15 protein-coding genes are annotated in these 18,219 nt (G+C 63.6%); 6 read left to right on the forward strand and 9 right to left on the reverse strand.

Annotation, left to right across the window (positions count from 1 at the left end):
* Positions 1 to 4: 4 nt before the first annotated feature.
* Together ESZ60_RS10000 and ESZ60_RS10005 are read right to left on the reverse strand one after the other, a co-directional pair.
* Positions 5 to 2,737, reverse strand: a complete 2,733-nt coding sequence (locus ESZ60_RS10000) for an aminotransferase class I/II-fold pyridoxal phosphate-dependent enzyme (protein ID WP_134680438.1) — start codon at positions 2,735 to 2,737, stop codon at positions 5 to 7.
* A 105-nt stretch (positions 2,738 to 2,842) separates the two neighbouring features.
* On the reverse strand, positions 2,843 to 3,085 hold the full coding sequence (locus tag ESZ60_RS10005) for a hypothetical protein (protein ID WP_134680439.1): 243 nt from the start codon (positions 3,083 to 3,085) through the stop codon (positions 2,843 to 2,845).
* Positions 3,086 to 3,265: 180 nt separating this feature from the next.
* Between ESZ60_RS10005 and ESZ60_RS10010 the strand changes: the two genes are divergently transcribed.
* The 4 genes from ESZ60_RS10010 (at position 3,266) to ESZ60_RS10025 (ending at position 7,836) form a co-directional block, all read left to right on the forward strand.
* The gene (locus tag ESZ60_RS10010; protein ID WP_134680440.1) at positions 3,266 to 4,885 is read left to right on the forward strand and encodes a tetratricopeptide repeat protein; all 1,620 of its coding nucleotides are present in this window, start codon (positions 3,266 to 3,268) and stop codon (positions 4,883 to 4,885) included.
* A 148-nt stretch (positions 4,886 to 5,033) separates the two neighbouring features.
* Positions 5,034 to 5,489, forward strand: a complete 456-nt coding sequence (locus tag ESZ60_RS10015; RefSeq protein WP_209021274.1) for a hypothetical protein — start codon at positions 5,034 to 5,036, stop codon at positions 5,487 to 5,489.
* Entirely contained in the window at positions 5,482 to 6,711 is a 1,230-nt protein-coding gene (locus ESZ60_RS10020) for an HlyD family secretion protein (RefSeq protein ID WP_134680441.1), read from the forward strand. The genes ESZ60_RS10015 and ESZ60_RS10020 overlap by 8 nt, the downstream gene beginning before the upstream one ends.
* A gap of 18 nt (positions 6,712 to 6,729) precedes the next feature.
* Positions 6,730 to 7,836 (forward strand): porin family protein, encoded by a 1,107-nt coding sequence (locus tag ESZ60_RS10025; protein WP_134680442.1) that lies wholly within the window; start codon positions 6,730 to 6,732, stop codon positions 7,834 to 7,836.
* Positions 7,837 to 8,185: 349 nt separating this feature from the next.
* Here ESZ60_RS10025 and ESZ60_RS10030 read toward each other — a convergent pair whose 3' ends face one another.
* Genes ESZ60_RS10030 through ESZ60_RS10040 form a run of 3 tightly spaced genes read right to left on the reverse strand, consistent with a single transcriptional unit; the run spans position 8,186 to position 11,131 of the window.
* Positions 8,186 to 8,902, reverse strand: a complete 717-nt coding sequence (locus ESZ60_RS10030; protein ID WP_209021275.1) for a FadR/GntR family transcriptional regulator — start codon at positions 8,900 to 8,902, stop codon at positions 8,186 to 8,188.
* 37 nt (positions 8,903 to 8,939) lie between these two features.
* Positions 8,940 to 9,710: a FadR/GntR family transcriptional regulator gene (locus ESZ60_RS10035; protein ID WP_209021276.1), complete on the reverse strand. Its 771-nt coding sequence runs from the start codon at positions 9,708 to 9,710 to the stop codon at positions 8,940 to 8,942.
* Positions 9,707 to 11,131, reverse strand: coding sequence for an FAD-binding oxidoreductase (locus tag ESZ60_RS10040; protein ID WP_134680445.1), 1,425 nt, complete (start codon positions 11,129 to 11,131; stop codon positions 9,707 to 9,709). The genes ESZ60_RS10035 and ESZ60_RS10040 overlap by 4 nt, the downstream gene beginning before the upstream one ends.
* A 177-nt stretch (positions 11,132 to 11,308) precedes the next feature.
* Here ESZ60_RS10040 and gloA point away from each other — a divergent pair, with 177 nt between their 5' ends.
* Positions 11,309 to 11,695 (forward strand): lactoylglutathione lyase, encoded by a 387-nt coding sequence (gloA, locus tag ESZ60_RS10045; RefSeq protein WP_280633999.1) that lies wholly within the window; start codon positions 11,309 to 11,311, stop codon positions 11,693 to 11,695.
* Positions 11,696 to 11,760: 65 nt separating this feature from the next.
* On the opposite strand, the gene ESZ60_RS10050 is transcribed toward gloA, so the two are convergent.
* The 4 genes from ESZ60_RS10050 to ESZ60_RS10065 all read right to left on the reverse strand — a co-directional run bounded on the left by ESZ60_RS10050 (position 11,761) and on the right by ESZ60_RS10065 (position 16,310).
* Entirely contained in the window at positions 11,761 to 12,726 is a 966-nt protein-coding gene (locus tag ESZ60_RS10050) for an ABC transporter permease (protein WP_134680447.1), read from the reverse strand.
* Positions 12,727 to 12,736: 10 nt separating this feature from the next.
* Positions 12,737 to 14,239 carry a sugar ABC transporter ATP-binding protein gene (locus ESZ60_RS10055; protein ID WP_134680448.1) on the reverse strand — a complete coding sequence of 501 codons (1,503 nt, stop codon included), beginning with the start codon at positions 14,237 to 14,239 and terminating at the stop codon, positions 12,737 to 12,739.
* Between the two features lie 5 nt (positions 14,240 to 14,244).
* Complete coding sequence (locus tag ESZ60_RS10060; RefSeq protein ID WP_209021277.1) at positions 14,245 to 15,222, reverse strand: ABC transporter permease; 978 nt, start codon at positions 15,220 to 15,222, stop codon at positions 14,245 to 14,247.
* A gap of 131 nt (positions 15,223 to 15,353) precedes the next feature.
* Entirely contained in the window at positions 15,354 to 16,310 is a 957-nt protein-coding gene (locus tag ESZ60_RS10065) for a sugar ABC transporter substrate-binding protein (RefSeq protein WP_209021278.1), read from the reverse strand.
* 316 nt (positions 16,311 to 16,626) lie between these two features.
* On the opposite strand from ESZ60_RS10065, the gene ESZ60_RS10070 reads away from it, so the two are divergent.
* The gene (locus ESZ60_RS10070; protein WP_134680451.1) at positions 16,627 to 18,204 is read left to right on the forward strand and encodes a GMC family oxidoreductase; all 1,578 of its coding nucleotides are present in this window, start codon (positions 16,627 to 16,629) and stop codon (positions 18,202 to 18,204) included.
* Positions 18,205 to 18,219 lie beyond the last annotated feature (15 nt).

The following is an 18,219-nucleotide window of genomic DNA, read 5'->3' on the forward strand; positions in this document are numbered from 1 at the left end:
CCCCTTACTTGCGGATGTGGTCCTTGGCGTGGTCGGGACGGATCAGCTTCAGCCCCCGCTCGCGCTCGAAGCCGTGGATCTCCTTGACGTCGAGCTTGCGCATGAAATCAATGGTCTCGGCGCTGATGATTTGCCCGGGCACCATGATCGGGAAGCCCGGCGGATAGGGGATCACGAAATTGGCCGAGATCATCGCCGGGCCGGATTTCAGTCGCCTGTCGACCTCGGGACTGTCGAGCGGCAGATACTCGCAGCCCTCGGCGTAATAGGCGCTGTAGAAGGCCGAGCGCATGTCGCCCTCGGGGGTCTTCTTGCCGGCGTCCCAGCGGAAAGCCTCGTGGAACGCGCTGAAATTCGGCAGGTCCGGCACATCCTCCATCAGCGCTTTGACGCGGGCGGCAAAACCCGCGCGGCCGTTTTCGCCGCCGCGGGCCAGATCGCCTTCGATCTTGCGGCTGATCTCCAGCAGCACACGGATCAGGTTCGCGACATCGCTGCGGGTATTGTTGATGTTCGATTGCAGCAGCACCGAATTGCGCGATGTCTTGTTGAACTGGATGTCATAATCATCCGCCATCAGCTTCTTGAACTGGGTGCCGTCGAAACCTGCCGTGCCGCAGACCAGCGTGATGCGTGTCGGGTCGAGGCAGAACTCGTCCTCATGCATCGAGCGGACCTGGTCCTCCCAGTCGGTGCCGGGGCTCAGGAAATCGGTGAAGCCGGTCTGGCGGTACTTGGCAGGGATCATTTCGGCCGCCGTGAGGGCGCGGAAATATTTCGAGATCACCGGATGGGCGTTCACCTCCTTTCGGATGTCGAGCGCGATCTCGATCGCATTGGCGACAAGGCCGTAGCCCTCCAGCTCCATCTGGCGGCGGGCGATGTCGAGGCTGGCGATCAACTGCTGGTTCGGGCTGGTCGAGGCGTGGGTAAAAACCGCCTCGTGGAACTGCGCCTCGACCGATGCGAAATCGACGTCGCGGACCAGCAGCATCGAGCCCTGCCGCAGCGCGGACATCGACTTATGCGTCGAGTTGGTCTGATAGACCCGCAGACGGATCTGGCGCGGATCGGGGATCAGCCGGGTTTCCATCAACTTCTCGACCGAAGGGTTCTTGCCCAGTTCCTTTTGCTGCGCTTCATAGGCCTCGACCGAGGCAGGATCATTCATCCAAGACGCGATGGCATCCGCCGCACCCATGGCGGTCCGGGGGCGCAGGAAGGGCGACCAGCGGGCAAAGCCGAACCATGCCTCGTCCCAGAGGAAGATCAGGTCGGGCTTGATCGCCAGACATTCCTCCATCACGCGGCGGGTGTTGTAGATATGGCCGTCAAAGGTGCAATTGGTCAGGTCGACCATCTTGGCGCGGTCGAGACGCCCCTCGGCCTTCAAATCCAGCAGCGCCTGCTTGATCGAGGCCAGCGGGACCGCGCCATACATCGAATATTCCGTCATGGGGAAAGCGTCGATGTAGAGCGGCTGGCCACCCGCCAGCACGAGGCCATAATGGTGCGATTTGTGGCAATTGCGGTCCAGCACCACGATATCGCCGGGTGCGACCAGCGCCTGATGCACCATCTTGTTCGAGGTCGAGGTGCCATTGGTCACGAAAAACACATGATCCGCGCCGAAGGCCCGCGCGGCCATGTCCTGCGCCTCCTTGATATTGCCGGTCGGTTCCAGCAGGCTGTCGAGCCCGCCGGTCGTCGCGCTGGATTCCGCAAGGAAGATGTTCAGCCCGTAGAACTCGCCCATGTCGCGGATCCAGTCGGATTTGAAGATCGACTTGCCGCGCGCGATGGGCAGGGCGTGGAAGGTGCTGATCGGCCGCATCGCGTATTTCTTGAGATTGTCGAAGAAGGGCGTCCGGAAGCGGTCATTCACGCCTTCGAGGATGCACAGATGCAGTTCCAGCAATTCCTCGACCGAATAGAGCACGCGGCGGATATTCGCGGCGCGCGCATCGCCCGCGATGCGTTCGACATGGCGGTCCGAGAGCAGATAAAGGTCCAGTTCGGGCCTGATGCGCTTGATCGCGTCGGCCAGCGACAAGGGCAAATCTGCCCCGGCGATGGACGCCGCGTCGAACCGCGCCGAGGCGAGGAAATCGCGTAAGATCGGTAATTCGGCGGCGCTTTGATGGGCGAAACCCTCGTAGATCGTCACCGCCGCGATAGCCGGGTTCAGGATCACGGCGCAGATTGCCTCCTCGAAGCTGCCCACGGGCACGGCCTCGTAGATGAAGGCGTCCTCGGACCGGCGCAACCGGCGCATCTGTTGGGAGATGTTCTCGCCCCGCGTGGCTGCGCCGGGGGCGACGACCAGAACCTCGAAATAGGGGCGGTGGCCCGTGCCGCGCGCCAAAGTCGGGGTGTTCAGATCGGGCGGGGTCTCGGCCTGCGCCTCGGCAGATTGCCAGTCCGCGGCGTCGGATTTGTAGGACCGCGTCAGGATCGATTCCGAGATCCGCTGTGCCAGCGCCGCCGCGGCCCCCGCCTGTCCCGCCTCGATCCTCTGGCACAGGGTCGCAAGTAAAGCCCGTCCGGGATAGGCAAAGAAGCCCTCATAGGCCTCGACTTCCTTGAGCAGCGCGGCGGGCAAGGATGCTCCCTCGCCGCCGCGCGCCCATTCTGCGCAAGCGGCGTTCAACCCGCGCCAGCGGTCGGATCGCGCGCCGGGGAACGAGAAGAAATGGTCGATCCTCTGGGCTGCGGAACCTGTCGTGCCCTTGTCCATCGCGGCCTTCCCTTCGGCTGGAGATGGCAACCCATGGGGCTGCAGCTGGCGCGATTTTAGCGCTGCCGGGGAAGCGGCCTCCATCGGTCGGCATGTGACTTACCGTTAACCCGCCGCCGCCGCGATATGGCGGCTTAGCTCGGCCTCGAGTTCGGTCACCAGATTGCGGAAATCATCGACCTCGGGGCGCAGGGGCGCATCGGGACGGGCCTCGAAATGGTGCAGCGAGTCGAGACACAAGGCCAGATCCTCGCAGATCGCGCGGAAATCGGCGTCGCGCAGGTAGAGCCGCCGAACCTCATCGGCGCATTGCGGAAAACGCTCGACGACAAGATCGACCCTGCGCATGGTTCAGGAAGGCCCCGCTGCGAGAAAATGGCTTCTGGCTGCCTAGCAAGGCGTTAGAATAGCAGAAGGTTCCCCGAATCGTTTCGGACTGGCATTACGTTACTGTGACTCCGCGGCGCGGGATCGACCGCGCGCAAGACCGACTGGGCTCAGCATCTCCTCGACGAACGGGTGGCGGCGATGACGCGCAAGACCGGGACAGGCTTGACCGAGCAGGAGATCCGGGCGGCGCTCGAGCGGATCTTGGCGGCGCCCGATTTCGAGGCCTCGGAGCGCAATCGCCGTTTCCTGCGCCATGTCGTCGAAGAGGCGCTGGCGGGCCGGGCCGAGCGCATCAAGGCCTATAGCATCGCCACCACGGTCTTCGGGCGGCCCGACGATTTCGACCCGATGCAGGATTCCATCGTCCGCATCGAGGCCGGGCGTCTGCGCCGCGCGCTCGAGAACTACCATCTGCGCCACGACGAGGTCGGGCTGCGGATCCAGATGCCCAAGGGCAGCTATGTCCCGTTCTTCGACACCCGCGATGCGGCCGGGCCCGCGGCGCCGGAACCCGACCCGGACCGTCCGCTGCATGATCACGCGCCGCGCCTGCTGGTCGAGAATTTCGACCAGCAGGGCGAACTTGGCCATCAGGATGTGGCGCGGGTGCTGACCCGGCAGTTGATCGCCGCGCTGACCCGCTTCACCGAGCTTTTCGTCTATGGTTTCGCCACCTCCGAGGTGCAGCCGGCCGAGGTCGGGGAGTTGCGCGTGGATTACCGGATTCTCGGCACGGTGATGGTCTCGACACGCGCGCTCAGAGCCGAAATTCTGATGAAACGCGAGGCGGATGGCCGCTATGTCTGGGTGCAGGATTTCGAGCGTGAACTGGGCGAGACCTGCGATCCGTCGCGCATCGTCGGCCTGTGCGGCGAGATTGCGGGCCATGTCGCCCGCGTCCTTGCGCTGCGCGATGGCATCCTGGACAGCCAGGCCCGGGATCGGGCGGGCGCGGGGCCGCGGCATTTCGCGGGCTATCTCAAGCTGCAGCGCTTCCACGATTACTGGCGCTCGCTGGATGTCGCCCTGTTCGAGCCATTGCGGCTGGAACTCGAGGCCGCGATCGCCGAGGATCCCGATTTCGTCGCGGCCCATGCCTGCCTGTCCATGCTCTATTCCAATGCGGCCCGCTACGGCCTCGATCCCGGTCCCGGCTGCGCCGACCCGCTGGGCCGGGCGCTGGACCTGGCCAGCCGCGCGATCCGGCTGGCCCCGAATTCCAGCCGCGCCCATCATGCCCGCGCCATCGCCGAATGGTTTCTGGGCCGGACCGAGGACAGCATCGCCACGCTTCAGATCGCCCACGCGCTCAATCCCAACGACCCCGAGATCCTCGCTGAAATGGGCTTTCGCCATGCCATGCGGATGAATTGGGAGGTCGCTGTTCCCCTGCTGCGCGAAGCCTATGCCCGGGACCCGCAGCAGAGCGGGCAGTATCGGATGGGCCTTTTTCTGTATCATTTCGCCGAGGGTCGGCCCGAGAAGGCTTTGCAGAAGCTCAGCGCGATCAATGCCCCGCAGATCGCGCAGGTCAGGCTTGCCATGGCGGCCGCCTATTCCGCGCTGGGACGAATGGACGAGGCGCGCCACGCGCTCGACGAGGCCGGGCGGCTTTCTCCGGACCTGCGCGGGCGCCTGTCCCAAGATCTGGGCTTTCGCCAGCTTCATCCCGATCTGATCGCCAAGATCTTGCGCGCGATCGGTCAGATCGATCCCGGCTGGGGCGCGGCGCGGGACAAGGGCATCCGCAAGGCGTGACGCGTCTTGCTGACAGTGACTTACATCCGGGCCGCTCTGCGCGACCCGCCCGCGCGGCTAGACTGGCCGAAAGGTCCGCTCCGCCCGCCCAGCGAAATCAGCCTGGCCCTTCCGGCCCGGCTTTGTTGAAACCGGAACGGAGAAAATCGTGGCGAGCGTAGCCGAGAACCAGACCCTGCTCCATCCCGAGGCGGTGGCGCATCTGCCGCCCTTCATCACCCTGCCGGGTCAGACCGACTGGTTGATGATCGCGACGGGGATCTTCCTGATCCTCGCGGTGGTGGGCGTCGGGGTGTTTTACTTCAAGCTCCACGCCCTACCCGAGCAGATGGCCCATCGCGGCCAAAAGATCCAGCTTGAGCTGGTCGCGGTTCTGGCGCTCATCTCGCTCTTCACCCATAACCATGCCTTCTGGATCGCGGGGTTGCTGATCGCGATCATTCCGCTGCCGGATTTCACCACCCCGCTAAGTTCGATGGCGCAATCCTTGGGGCGCATGGCGGGGGTTCCCCCGGCCCCTGAGCCGCCGTCGCCCTCGGTGCCCACCCCCCCTCACCTGAACCCGACCGAAGAACGCGACGCGACGGAGCAGGGTCATGCTTGAACTGCTGCTATGTTCCTCGGTCACGGTGCTGCCGGATTTCCTTTATCGCCGCTTTGGGCAGGGCAAGCGGCTGGGCCGCGAGATCACGCTCTTCACCATATGGTACGAATTGCGCTGGGGCATCGTGCTCTGCCTTTTGCTGACCATCGCGCTGATCACCGCGATCTTCTATTTCCACCCGGCGACCAAGGCCGCGACCTCGGTCTTTCGCACCGTCACCATCCTGCCCCAGACCAATGGCCGCGTCGCCGAGACCTTCGTGGATATCAACCAGAGCGTCAAACAGGGCGATCCGCTGTTCCGGCTCGAGGATTTCGAGCAGAAGGCCGCGCTCGAGACCGCGCGTCGCAAGCTCGATGAGATCGACGCCGCGCTGAAGGTCGCCACGATCCAGGTTCGCGAGGCCGAGGGCAGGATCGCTCAGGCCGAGGGCATGCTGGCGCAGGCGCAAGACGAATATGAGACCCGCAATGCGCTGCTGATGCAGAACTCGACCGCCGTGGCGCGGCGCGATGTCGAGCGCGCCGAGGTCCAGGTCGCGACGCAGCAGGGTCAGGTCGATGCCGCGATCGCGGCACGCGATGCGCTGGTGGCGCAGGTCGAGCATCAATTGCCCGCGCAAAGGGCCAGCGCCGAGGCGGCCCTGGCCCAGGCGCAGGTCGAACTGGACAAGACCCTGGTCGTGGCCGGGACCGACGGTATCGTGCAGCAATTCGCGCTGCGGCCCGGCGATGTGGTCAATCCCATGCTGCGCCCGGCGGGCATCCTTGTCCCAGCACGCCGCGTCACCGGTCTCGCCGCCGGGTTCGGCCAGATCGAGAGCCAGGTGATGAAACCGGGCATGATCGGCGAGGTCACCTGCGCTGCCAAGCCCTGGCAGATCATCCCGATGGTGGTGACCCAGGTGCAGGAGGTGATCGCCTCGGGCCAGGTGCGCCCGACGGATCAGTTGCAGGATGTCCAGAACCTCGCGCAGGGCGGCACGATCACGGTGATCATGGAGCCGCTCTATCAGGGGGCGCTGGACGGCTTGCCCCAGGGCGCGACCTGCATCGCCAATGCCTATTCAAGCAATCACGACAAGCTGGACGATCCGGAAATCGGTGGCTTCCGGCGCTTTGCCCTGCATGCGGTGGATGCAGTCGGGCTGGTCCATGCGCTGATCCTGCGCATCCAGGCCCTGCTTCTGCCGATCCAGACCCTTGTCCTCAAAGGACATTAGCAAACAGGAGACAGCGAGATGAAGACCCAGATCCTTCTCATCGCCGCAAGCCTCTGTATCGCGGCCCTTCCAGCCCGGTCCCAGGACCTGACCTTTACGCATCCCTCGGGGGCGACCGCGACTTTCTATGGCCAGTTGAACCTGACCTATCAGCGCGTCGATGACGGCGAAGAGACCAATGACGATTTCGTCGATAACGGCAATTCGGTCAGCCGCATGGGCTTCTGGATCGACATGCCATTGGGCGAGAACAAGCTCAGGATGAATTTCGAGACCGGGCTCGGCTTCAAGACCACCTCAGAGACCAGCCAGCTTGAGGATGCCGACTGGATCGACTGGCAGCGCACCGATCTGCGCAAGTTCGAAGCCGTCTATATCGCGAATTTCGGTTCGGTCTGGATCGGCCAGGGCAGCATGGCAACCGATGGCGTGGCCGAGATCGACAATTCCGGCACCAGTCTTGCGGGCTATGCGAACCTGCCCGACATGGCCGGAGGCTATGAATTCCGCGACGGCGAGGCGCTCTCGGGCATCGTGATCGGTGATGTCTTCAAGGATTTCGACGGAGGTAGGCGCTTCCGCATCCGCTATGACACGCCGAAATTCAGCGGTTTCATGATCTCGCTGGCCTATGGCGAGGAAATCCTAGCCGAGGATGACGATGCCGATTACTATGACGTCGCCGCCCGCTACGGCTATGAAAGCGAGATGTTCAAGGCCGACGCCGCGATCGGCTATGCCTGGAAGAATTCCGATGATGATGGCGATAGCGAGCAGGTGATCGCCTCGACCTCGATGGTGCATCTGCCGACCGGGCTGAACGCCACTTTCGCCCTGGGCGACGGGCAGGACGACAATGGCAGCTATGGCTATGCCAAGATCGGCTGGACGGGCCAGTTGATCGCGCAGGGCAGCACTGCAGTCTCGATCGATTATTTCGACGGCAGCGACTACGCGGTCTCGGGTTCGGATTCCAAATCCTGGGGCATTCAGGCGGTGCAGGCTTTCGACGATTACGGTCTCGAGGCCTATCTGGGTTATCGCGAATACGAATTCGACGACGATACCGGCGCGGATTATCAGGATATCTCGGCGCTCATTCTGGGGGCGCGGTGGAAATTCTGACGCCCTGCTCCGGGCAACCATCTAGGCCAAGGACAGCGGCCGATCCCGATGGTCGAAGCGCTCCGCGCCGGTCTCGGGCGATTTCCGGGGGGCTCGCGCAGGGCAGGGGCTCGTCATGGCGGCCCTGGGCTCGAATCCGTGGCACGCGCTTTGATGTCAGATGCGTGCCGGGCGCGCGGGAACCGGTCCGTCAGGCGGCCACCATCCCGAATTGCGCGGAACAGCTTTGGCCCGCAGCAGCTTGGCCGCAGGTGCTGCGTGGCCTCGCAACGCCCTGAAGGGTCTGGTCTCGCGGGGCGCTGTCGGGGTCCTGCGGTCTTTTGCGGCAGGAGCCGCATCAGATCGTGGATCAGACATCTGCCTTGCGTTGCCGCAGCAGGGCAAAACGGCGCGCACTGGCTCCCAGATGCTGACGCAGGGCCGTTCGTGCCGCCCGCGCATTGCCTGTCTCGATCGCTGCCAGGATCGCCCGGTGCTCTTTCCTTACCCTTGCGTTATGACGCCTGCGCTCGGCCTCGGTCATCGGAGACAGGCGCGACCATTGGCGCGGGATCATCGCGCGACCGAACGTGTCGAAGAGGCGCGCGTAATAGGGATTTCCAGTGGCCGTGAGGATCGCGCGATGAAAGGCGAAATCCTCGTCGGCGCCATAGCCGCCCGCCTCGATCGCATGATCCATCTCGTCAAGATGGGCCGTCATCCGCGCAAGGTCTTCGGCGGTCCGACGTTGGGCGGCCAGTCCGACGGCCTCGGCCTCGATTCCGATGCGAAGTTCCAGAACCTGCAAGACCTCTTCGATGGATTCGAGATCGGCGGAAAGGATCGAGAACACGCGGGGCGTGGGATCGTGCGACACGAAGGCCCCCAGGCCCTGCCTTGTGGTGATCATGCCCTTGGCCCGCAAGCTGGCCAGCGCCTCGCGCACGATGGTGCGGCTGACGCCGGTCGCTTCCATGATGGCCTGCTCGGTCGGCAGGCGCTCACCCGGCTTCAGATCGCCCGCCTCGATCTGCGCCGAAAGCGTGTCGACCAACTCGCTGCGCAGGTTGGGCGTCTGCGGGATCATCTTAAACAATGCTTTGTCGGTCATTGCTGCATGACGCCTATGCTGATCCAAGCGGCTTCGCGGCCGCGGTCCCGATCGGATCTAGGTTCAACCGACCGGCCGCCTGTTTCAGGTGATGCGCCATCGCGCCGCGCGCCTCGGCTTCGTCGCCGGATTCGATGGCGGAAAGGATTGCCTGATGTTCGCCCAGAGTCATATCTGCCAATTCCCCCGACGCGCGCTGGTGACCGGAGGCCAGAATACTGTCCCCGACGCGCTGGGATACCGCCGAGAGGCATTGCGCGATATAATCGTTTCGCGTCGCGGTGGCGATCGCCTGATGAAATGCCAGATCGGCCTCAAGCCAGGCCCGGCTGCCATAGGCGGCCTGGCGCATTTTCTCCAAAGCTTCGGACAGGGCGGCAAGGTCGTCGGTGTCGCGGCGTGCGGCGGCCAGCGCGCTGGCCTCGACCTCCAAGAGTCCGCGCAATTCGAACAAGGATGCAAATGCCGCATTGTCCTGCACCGGGCCCAGATCCAGCCTGAGCACCGGCGCGTCGGATTGTGCCGAGACGAACGCGCCGCGGCCCTGCTGCGACCAGACCAACCCCTCGGCCCGCAGCCGGGCAATCGCTTCCCGGACGATATTGCGGCTGACGCCAAAGGTCTGCGCCAATTCTTGCTCTGTGGGCAATTGGTCCCCGGGGTTCAATCTGCCCTGCGCGATCTCGCGCGAGATCGAGCTGGCCACCAGCGTGGACAGGTGCGGGCCGCGGTTGACCTTGTCGAGCTTGAGCGACATGGGGTTCTCTGGATTTCTTGTCGTCACCGGTTGAAGATCCGTCCATCGCTCAAAAGATGGCGGGGGTCAAATGCATCCTTGATGCGCCGGGACAGTTCCAGCGTCACGGGATCGACACGGCTGAGATATGCCTGCTGCTTGACCGTCCCGATGCCATGTTCTGCACTGATCGACCCTCCATGGCGGTCGAGCACCTCAAACAGGACCTCTTCGGCCTCGTGGATCATCTGCGCCATCTCGTTCGGGTTCATGCCTTGGGGTGGGATGACGTTCAGATGCAGGTTTCCATCGCCGACATGTCCATAGGTGATCGGTGTCGCATCGGGATGGCTTAGCGCCAGAGCGGAAAGGGCATCCGCCACGAATGCGGCCAGCCGCGAGATCGGGACGGAGACGTCGCTGCGCAGATAGGGACCGCCCCGGCCTTGCCGGTCCACCATGACCTCGCGCAGCAGCCACAGGCGTTCGGCTTGTGCCCGGCTTGACGCAATGACCCCGTCCTGCACGATGTCGCCGGCATCGGCGAGAAAGCCTTCGAGCAAGCCGCGCAGATCGATCCGGCCCGCCGCAGACAGTTCGGCAAGCACATAGACGGGATGCCGGTCCCCAAGCGGGTCGCGCAGATCGGCGCGGCTGTTCAACGCCACCTCCAGTCCCGGACGCAGGATCAGTTCGAAAGCCGAAATCAGATCGCTGCATTCCCGGCGCGCGCGGGAGTAAAGCTCGAGTGCCGCCTCGATCGAACCAAGGGCAAGAAAGGCGGTTTCGACCTGATCGGGACGGGGAAAGACCTTGAGCGCCGCGGCCGTCACGATGCCCAGCGTGCCTTCGCTGCCGATGAAGAGTTGCTTCAGATCATAGCCGCGATTGTCCTTGCGCAGCACCCGCAGCCCGTCCCAGACCCGGCCGTCGGGAAGCACCGCCTCGAGCCCCAAGACCAGATCGCGGGTCATGCCATAGCGCAGGACGTTGAACCCTCCGGCATTGGTGGCGATATTGCCGCCGATCCGGCAGGAGCCTTGCGAGCCCAATGTGATCGGCAGCAGACAGCCTGCCGCATCTGCGGCGGCCTTGGCCCTTTCAAGCACACAGCCTGCCTCGACCACCATGGCATAGTCGATGGCGTCGACAGAGCGGACGCGGTCCATCCGTTCCAGCGAGACGACGATCTCACCCGCGGGATGGCTGGCCACGGCCGCTCCGACGAGCCCGGTCAGACCGCCCTGCGGCACCACTTGGATATCATGGCGATGGCAAGACCCCATGAGACGGCTCAATTCGCCGGTCGAACCGGGGCGGGCGACCAGCAGCGGGCGGGCATGCCGGATCCCCGAGATGTCGCAACTGTACCGTTCCAACTCCTCGGTCCCGGTCAACAGGATCGATGCGGGAACCGCATCCGCAAGCTTGGCGATCAGGCTTTGCTGAAGCGTGGAAAGAGGGTTCATGTGGCATGCTCCGGCACGGATTGGAAAGGTCTGGACAATTCATTCTGTTCCATGGTTATCCTACAAATCATGCGAGGAGCCGAGGGGCAGAGCATCTGCAGAGCGCCAATCATTCGCATGAAATCAACTCGTAACAGGAGAAACGCGGAGATGAATGACGCATCCGGCAATTTCCGAATGATGCATACGATGATCCGGGTTATTGATCTGGACCGATCCATCGACTTCTATACCCGCTTGCTTGGGATGACGTTGCTGCGGCGCGACGATTATCCGGATGGCAAATTCACCAATGCCTTCGTGGGGTACGGGCCCGAGGAAACGGATACCGTTGTCGAATTGACGCATAATTGGGGTCGCGACGCGCCTTACGAGATGGGCACCGGTTTTGGGCATCTGGCCTTGGGCGTGCGTGACATCTACGCGGTCTGCGAGGCGCTTGCCGCGCAGGGTGCAAAGATTCCACGTCCGCCGGGGCCGATGCTGCATGGCACGACGCATATCGCCTTTGTCGAGGACCCGGACGGCTACAAGATCGAACTGATCGGGCTGGACACGATGTGACCGGGGCAGCACCACGCCGCGGCCCTGCAGCGTGGTGCTCTCAGGCTTGAGATAGCGCGCGCCTTTCATTTGATGACGGCGATCTTGCTGCGGTCGATGGTGATCGCGACCGCCAGGATCAGGACCGCGCCAAAGACCACGTTCTCGGCAAAAATGTTGACCCCGATGAATGTCATTCCCATCCGCACGATCGAGATGATCAGCGCCCCCACGGCAGTCCGGCCGATGCCACCCAGCCCGCCGGTGATGGCAGTGCCACCCACGATCACCGCCGCAATCGCCGGAAGCAGCAATTGGTTCGCCAGCGTCGGCGAGCCGCTCGACAGCCGCGCCGCCAGCACCACGCCTGCGATCGCGGCCAGCCCGCCCGAGATGGCAAAGGCGATGATCTTGGTCCGGTCCACATTGATCCCGGCAGCGATTGCGGCGGGCTCGCCTGCGCCGATGGCGAGGCTGTAGCGGCCAAAGGGCGTGTAGCGCATCACGAGGTAGAGCGCCGCTCCCAGAACTGCGGCGATCCAGACCACGACGGGAAGTCCGGCAAAGCTTCCGTTGATCCAGCCCGTAAAGACGCGCCCGCTGGCCTCGATGGTGATGGCGCGGCCATCGGCGGCCCAAAGCGCGATCCCCGCGACGACGCCCCCCGTCGCCAGGGTGGCGACAAAGGACGGCACTTTCAGCCGGACATGGACAAGACCGCTGAGCACACCGAAAACGACCCCCGCAAGGATTGCGGCGGGAAAGGCCATGATCCCGATCTGGGGGACGAGCTGGGCCAGGATGACGCTGGACAGCGACGCGATGGCCTGGATCGAGAGGTCGATCCCTCCGACCAGAATGACGCCGGTCACGCCCGCGGCGAGGATGAAAAGCACCGCCGTATTTGCCAGCAGCAGCAACAGCGTTTCCTGGGTCAGGAAGCCCGGCGCGGCGCTGCCGATGCCAAGGATGAGGATCAAAAGCAATGCCGGTGGGATCGCCGCATTGACCCAGCCCAGGGAAAACGCGGATCTAAGGGTTCGGAAGTCCATCTGTATCTCCTCAGACCATGGCGCGGACCAGATCGACCTGATCCGGCTTCGCCCCTGCGGGCGCATCAAAATGGGCGGTGACCTCGCCGTCGCGCATCACCATCACGCGATGCGAAAGGCCGATGGTTTCCTCGAGCGTGTCCGAGATCAGCAGGATCGCCACGCCGTCCCCCGAAAGCTCACGCACCAGTTCATAGACCTCTTCCTTGGCCCCCACATCCAATCCCCGGGTAGGGTGGTCGAGGATCAGGATGCGCGATCCCGCCGTCATCCAGCGCGCCAGAACCACCTTTTGCTGATTGCCGCCCGAGAGCTTGCGGCAGGCGATCTCCGGACCCGGCGCCTTGATCCTGAGCCGCCTGATCCAGTCCAGAGCCAGCCTTCGCTCGCGGCCATGGCTGATCGCACCCCGCCGTGTCACGGCGGACAGATCGGCCAGGGTGATATTCTCGGCAATGGAAAGGAACATGACCAGTCCTTCGACCCGTCTTTCGCGCGGCACATAGCCAATCCCGCGCCGCACGGCATCCTGTGGAGAGCGGAAGCGGACCCGCTCTCCCCGGATGCTCAAGGTGCCGGAATCATGGGGAAGGAAGCCGCCGATGGCGCGCGTGACCTCTTCCCGCCCCGAGCCGACTACCCCGGCGATGCCCAGGATCTCGCCGGCGCGGATCTGCAGATCGACCTGAGAGAAATGGCCGGCATGGCTGATTTTCCTGGCATCGACGATGATGTCGTCGCGCGGCGGGTGCTGTCGGTCCTCCTTGTAATAGCTCGCCTGCAAGCCGCGTCCCACCATGATTTCGTGCAGTTCGGGTCCGGTGATCGCATCGGCCCGGTGTTCGGCCACGACCTCGCCATCCTTCATGGTGTAAACCCGATCCGAGATCTCCAGCACCTCATCGAGCCGGTGCGAGACAAAGACGAAACTCGCCCGCGACTTGAGCGCCCGCACGCGGTCGAAAAGCACCTTGATATCGCCCGCGCCCAGAACCGATGTGGGTTCATCCAGCAGGATGACCAGCGGACGCGAGACGGTTTCCTCGAGCGTCAGCGCCTTGGCAAGCTCGACCATCTGGCGCGCCGCGAAGGTCAGTTCCGACGCACGGGCGCGCACGTCGATGTCGACGCCGATCTTGGCAAGCTGACGCCTTGCCGCCGCATGCATCGCCTTCCAGTTGACGATGCCGAAGCGCAGGAACTGATCCTCTTGACCCAAATAGATATTTTCCGCCACCGAGAGGTTCAGCAGCAGCGACTGCTCCTGAAAGACCATGCCGATACCCTGTGCCGCCGCATCCGCCGCATGTCTCAGGCGCAGCGGTTTTCCGTCCAGCAACAGGGCGCCGCCATCGGGCTGATGGGTCCCGGCCAGAACACGCATCAGGGTCGATTTGCCTGCACCATTCTCGCCGATCAGGCCGACGACCTCATTTGGCCTGATCTCGACCGAGACATTCTTCAGCGCCGGTACTCCGGCAAAGGACTTGCATATCCCATTGGCTGTCAGCATGGCGGTCACTTCACGATCTGAAGGCGCAGCCGATCCAGCGACAGCGCGACCGCCGCAATGATCAGAAGTCCCTGCACCGATTGCTGGACATAGGGTGAAACGCCCAGCAGGATCATGCCATTGCCGAGCACGGTGACGATCAGCACGCCAATCAATGTGTTGACCACGCCGCCTTCGCCCCCGGTCAAAGCAGTGCCGCCGACCACGACCGCAGTCACGGCAGCGAAAAGCCTGCCATCTGCGATAACCGCGTCCGAACGGCCCAGCTGCGCCGCCGCCAGAATCCCAGCCAGTCCGAAAAAGAAGCCAGCCAGCGCAAAAGCCGCGATCCGGACCCGGCGCAGCTTGATACCAGACAGTTCGGCGACCTCCTCGCCGCCTCCGATGGCAAGGATGTGGCGACCCAGCCGGGTATGGTACTGGATCGCGCAGGCCAAGAGAAATGCCCCCAGCGCGACCCAGACGGAGAGGGGGAAGCCAAGGAACCGGGCAAGGGCGAGGTCGCGGATGCTCGGATCCATCAACCGCACCGCCGAGCCTCCCAGCATATAGACCGAGACCCCCAATCCGATGAACCAGATCCCCAGCGTCGCCATGAACGAAGGAATCCGCAGAAACGTCTGTATCGCACCCGTCAGCGCGCCGAGCGCCGTGCTTGCCGCGATGGCGGCGGCGACGGCGAACCAGCCCCAGGAATTGGCATTGGCGTCATTCGCGGCCAGCAGAACGGTGACCATGGCCGCGATCGAGAGCGAGCCTTCCACGGAAAGGTCGATGCTGCCCATCAGGATGATGAAGGTCAGCCCCATCGCCAAAGTCAGGGGGACGGCTGCGGAATTCGCCACACGGATCAGATTGCGCGGCTCGATAAAATTGGGATTGGCAATCGTGATGAGCGTGCAGAGCAGCATTAGAACCAATGCCGGAGCCCAGCGGCGCAAGCGCTTGCGATTGCTTTCGCCGAACAGGGCAGGCCGCGGCATGGACATCTGTTCCTCATGGATGTTTCCGGGCTTGAGATCTTGGACATTGTCGGTCAACGGATGGTCGCCCCCTTGCATCATCGCGATGGATGGCGGGCCGGAAAACCGGCCCGCGGCATGTGATGGTCGGATCAGGCGCTGCGGATCGGCCCGGTCACTCGGCCCCAGAGATCGGCCCAGTCCAGCACGGGCTGGGCTTCGATATTGGTCTTGTAATATTCCTCGACATTGTCCTTTGAGATCAGGACGGCCTGACCATAGAATTCGCGCCGGTCCGGCGGCTCTGCGGCGGGGTCGAATTTCTTCTGATGGGCCGCCAGCCCGATCGCCAGCCCCATGCCGCCCTGCCAAAACGGATCCGAGGTGACGGTGCAGGCGAACTCGCCCGCCCTGACCGCATCGACGGCGGCCTTGATGCCATCGACGCCGACCACCGGCACCTTACCCGCTAGCCCCTCGGCCCGCAGCGCCTCGAGCGCGCCGGTGCCCATGTCGTCATTGGCGGCCCAGACGCCCTTGATATCGTCGCCAAATCGGGTCAGCAGATTGCCGGTCAGGTCATAGGCTTCGCTGGATTTCCAGTTCGCGACCTGAAAATCCAGCAGCTTGATGTCGGAATTGGCCGCCAGGGCCTGTTCAAGACCCGCCTTGCGCTCGATCGCGGCGGTGTTCGAAATCTGGCCGCCAAGCGCGATGATCCCACCCGATCCGCCAATCGCCTTGAACAGGATCTCGGCAATCTGCTTGCCACTGGCGATGCCGTCGAATTCGATATGCGAGACATAGAACGGGTTGAAGTCGCGCGGATGCAGATCCTTCGGCTTGTTCCATTGCGTCACGACGCTGGCCCCGGCGGCGGCACATGCCTCGACGATCGGGCGTGCATCCGGGGTGTCGTTCGGATCCGAGTTCAACACCATGTTTCCGCCGGTCTTGGCCAGCATGGCCTTGATATCCGCGATCCCCTTTTCGCTGTTCCCCTCCGACACCAGCGTCACATGCTCAAGCCCGATGCTGGCGGCGAATGCTTCCGCACCCGACTTCCAGACCGCGTGATAAGGGTTGGACAGTGACCGTATCGAGGTCACCAGAGTCGGCTTCTCGGCCGCAAAAAGGCGGTGCGGCAGGGCTGCGACGGTTGCGCCGGCCGCGGCTGTCGCAAGGAACGATCGCCGCGCCATCGGGCGGGTTAAATATGTCTTTGTCTGGCCTGTCATTCGAAATCCTCCCCAGGTTTACGATTGGACGTTCACTTCCCACGTTGTATGACAACCCTTGAATACGATAACGGTAGCCACAGACTTGACGTCGGGCAAGAGAATTCCGATTGTTGCTCAGGGCGGGCAAACAGAACAAAATGATTATCATTTAAATACAGCATGTTGGGTTTGTGGAGGGATAAAAATGGCCGATTACATCATCATCGGCGGGGGATCTGCCGGCTGTGTTCTGGCGGCGCGGCTTTCCGAGGACCCCGATATTTCGGTCATGTTGATCGAATCTGGTCCGCGCGACCGCAATCCCTATATCCATCTGCCAGTGGGTTTTTTCCGCATGACCGCGGGGCCCTTGATCTGGGGTTACCAGACCGAGGCCGGGCGGCAGATCGAGGGGCGACGTCTTGTCTATCCTCAGGCGCGGGTGCTGGGTGGGGGCAGTTCGATCAATGCCCAGGTCTATACCCGTGGTTGCGCCGAGGATTTCGACGGCTGGCGCGATCGGGACGGCTGCGAGGGATGGGGCTATCGCGATGTCCTGCCCTATTTTCGCAAGGCCGAGGGCAACGATACCTTCGGCGGAGAATGTCATGGCTGCGACGGTCCCTTGGGCGTCAGCTCTCAGACACCGCATCCCTTGTCGCGGGCCTTCGTGCAGGCAGGTCAGGATGCGGGCCTGCCGTTCAATGCCGATTTCAACGCGGGTCGACAGGAGGGGATCGGTTTCTACCAGACGACAACCCGCAATGGCCGTCGCAGCAGCACGGCCGTCGCCTATCTGCGTCCCGCCGAGACAAGGCCCAACCTGACGGTGCGCACCGGGCAAACCATCCGCCGTATCCTGATCGAGAACGGCTGCGCCGTCGGCGTCGAAATCATCGAAGCTGGCCGCCCCGTGCCCCTGCGGGCCGAGCGCGAGGTGATCGTGACGGCGGGTGCCATCGGCTCTCCCAAACTTCTGATGCTCTCGGGGCTGGGGCCTGCCGAGATGCTGCGCGGCCACGGGATCGAGGTATTGCGCGACCTGCCGCAGATCGGCCGCAATCTGCAGGATCATACTGCGGTCGACGTGATTGGCGCGTTGCGCGGCCCCTTCGGAATCGACCGTTACAAGCAGCGGCGCTGGCAGCTTGCCGCCGGGTTGGAATACGCGCTTTTCCGAAAGGGTCCGGTCGCCTCGAATATCGTCGAAGCCGGCGGATACTGGTGGAGCGACCGCGATGAGGCCACCCCGGACATCCAGATGCATTTCCTGCCCGGCGCGGGGGTCGAAGAGGGGATCGGCACCGTGCCGGGCGGTCATGGCTGCACGCTGAATTCGTACCATCTGCGACCGCGATCGCGTGGCAGTGTCACATTGTCCTCGGGGGATCCTTGGTCCGCCCCATGCATCGACACGAACTGTTTTGCCGAATCTTATGACCTGGAGCGCGCGGTTGATGGCATCAAGCTCTGTCAGGACATCCTGAGCCAGCCCTCATTCGGACGCTACCTGCGCAAAATCCACCTGCCGGGCCCGGAGATCCGTAGCGCCTCGGACTACCGGACCTTTGCCCGACAGCATGCCCGCACCTCGTACCATCCGGTCGGAACCTGCCGCATGGGTGGAACGGAGGATGCCGTCGTCGATCCCCAGTTGCGATTGCGCGGGATCGACCGCTTGCGGGTCTGCGACAGCTCGGTCATGCCGCGTCTGGTCTCGGCCAATACCAATGCGGCGACCATCATGATCGCCGAGAAGGCGGCGGATCTTCTCAGGATCTAGAAAGGCGGAAGCGGC

The organism is Paracoccus ravus (assembly GCF_004522175.1).
In the GTDB taxonomy this organism is placed as follows: domain Bacteria; phylum Pseudomonadota; class Alphaproteobacteria; order Rhodobacterales; family Rhodobacteraceae; genus Paracoccus; species Paracoccus ravus.

Excerpts from the sequence above, each read along its gene's own strand:
- ESZ60_RS10000 (WP_134680438.1), bottom strand. The coding sequence starts at position 2,737 with ATGGACAAGGGCACGACAGGTTCCGCAGCCCAGAGGATCGACCATTTC.
- ESZ60_RS10005 (WP_134680439.1), bottom strand. The coding sequence starts at position 3,085 with ATGCGCAGGGTCGATCTTGTCGTCGAGCGTTTTCCGCAATGCGCCGAT.
- ESZ60_RS10010 (WP_134680440.1), top strand. The coding sequence starts at position 3,266 with ATGACGCGCAAGACCGGGACAGGCTTGACCGAGCAGGAGATCCGGGCG.
- ESZ60_RS10020 (WP_134680441.1), top strand. The coding sequence starts at position 5,482 with ATGCTTGAACTGCTGCTATGTTCCTCGGTCACGGTGCTGCCGGATTTC.
- ESZ60_RS10025 (WP_134680442.1), top strand. The coding sequence starts at position 6,730 with ATGAAGACCCAGATCCTTCTCATCGCCGCAAGCCTCTGTATCGCGGCC.
- ESZ60_RS10030 (WP_209021275.1), bottom strand. The coding sequence starts at position 8,902 with ATGATCCCGCAGACGCCCAACCTGCGCAGCGAGTTGGTCGACACGCTT.
- ESZ60_RS10040 (WP_134680445.1), bottom strand. The coding sequence starts at position 11,131 with ATGAACCCTCTTTCCACGCTTCAGCAAAGCCTGATCGCCAAGCTTGCG.
- gloA (WP_280633999.1), top strand. The coding sequence starts at position 11,309 with ATGATGCATACGATGATCCGGGTTATTGATCTGGACCGATCCATCGAC.
- ESZ60_RS10050 (WP_134680447.1), bottom strand. The coding sequence starts at position 12,726 with ATGGACTTCCGAACCCTTAGATCCGCGTTTTCCCTGGGCTGGGTCAAT.
- ESZ60_RS10055 (WP_134680448.1), bottom strand. The coding sequence starts at position 14,239 with ATGCTGACAGCCAATGGGATATGCAAGTCCTTTGCCGGAGTACCGGCG.
- ESZ60_RS10060 (WP_209021277.1), bottom strand. The coding sequence starts at position 15,222 with ATGCCGCGGCCTGCCCTGTTCGGCGAAAGCAATCGCAAGCGCTTGCGC.
- ESZ60_RS10070 (WP_134680451.1), top strand. The coding sequence starts at position 16,627 with ATGGCCGATTACATCATCATCGGCGGGGGATCTGCCGGCTGTGTTCTG.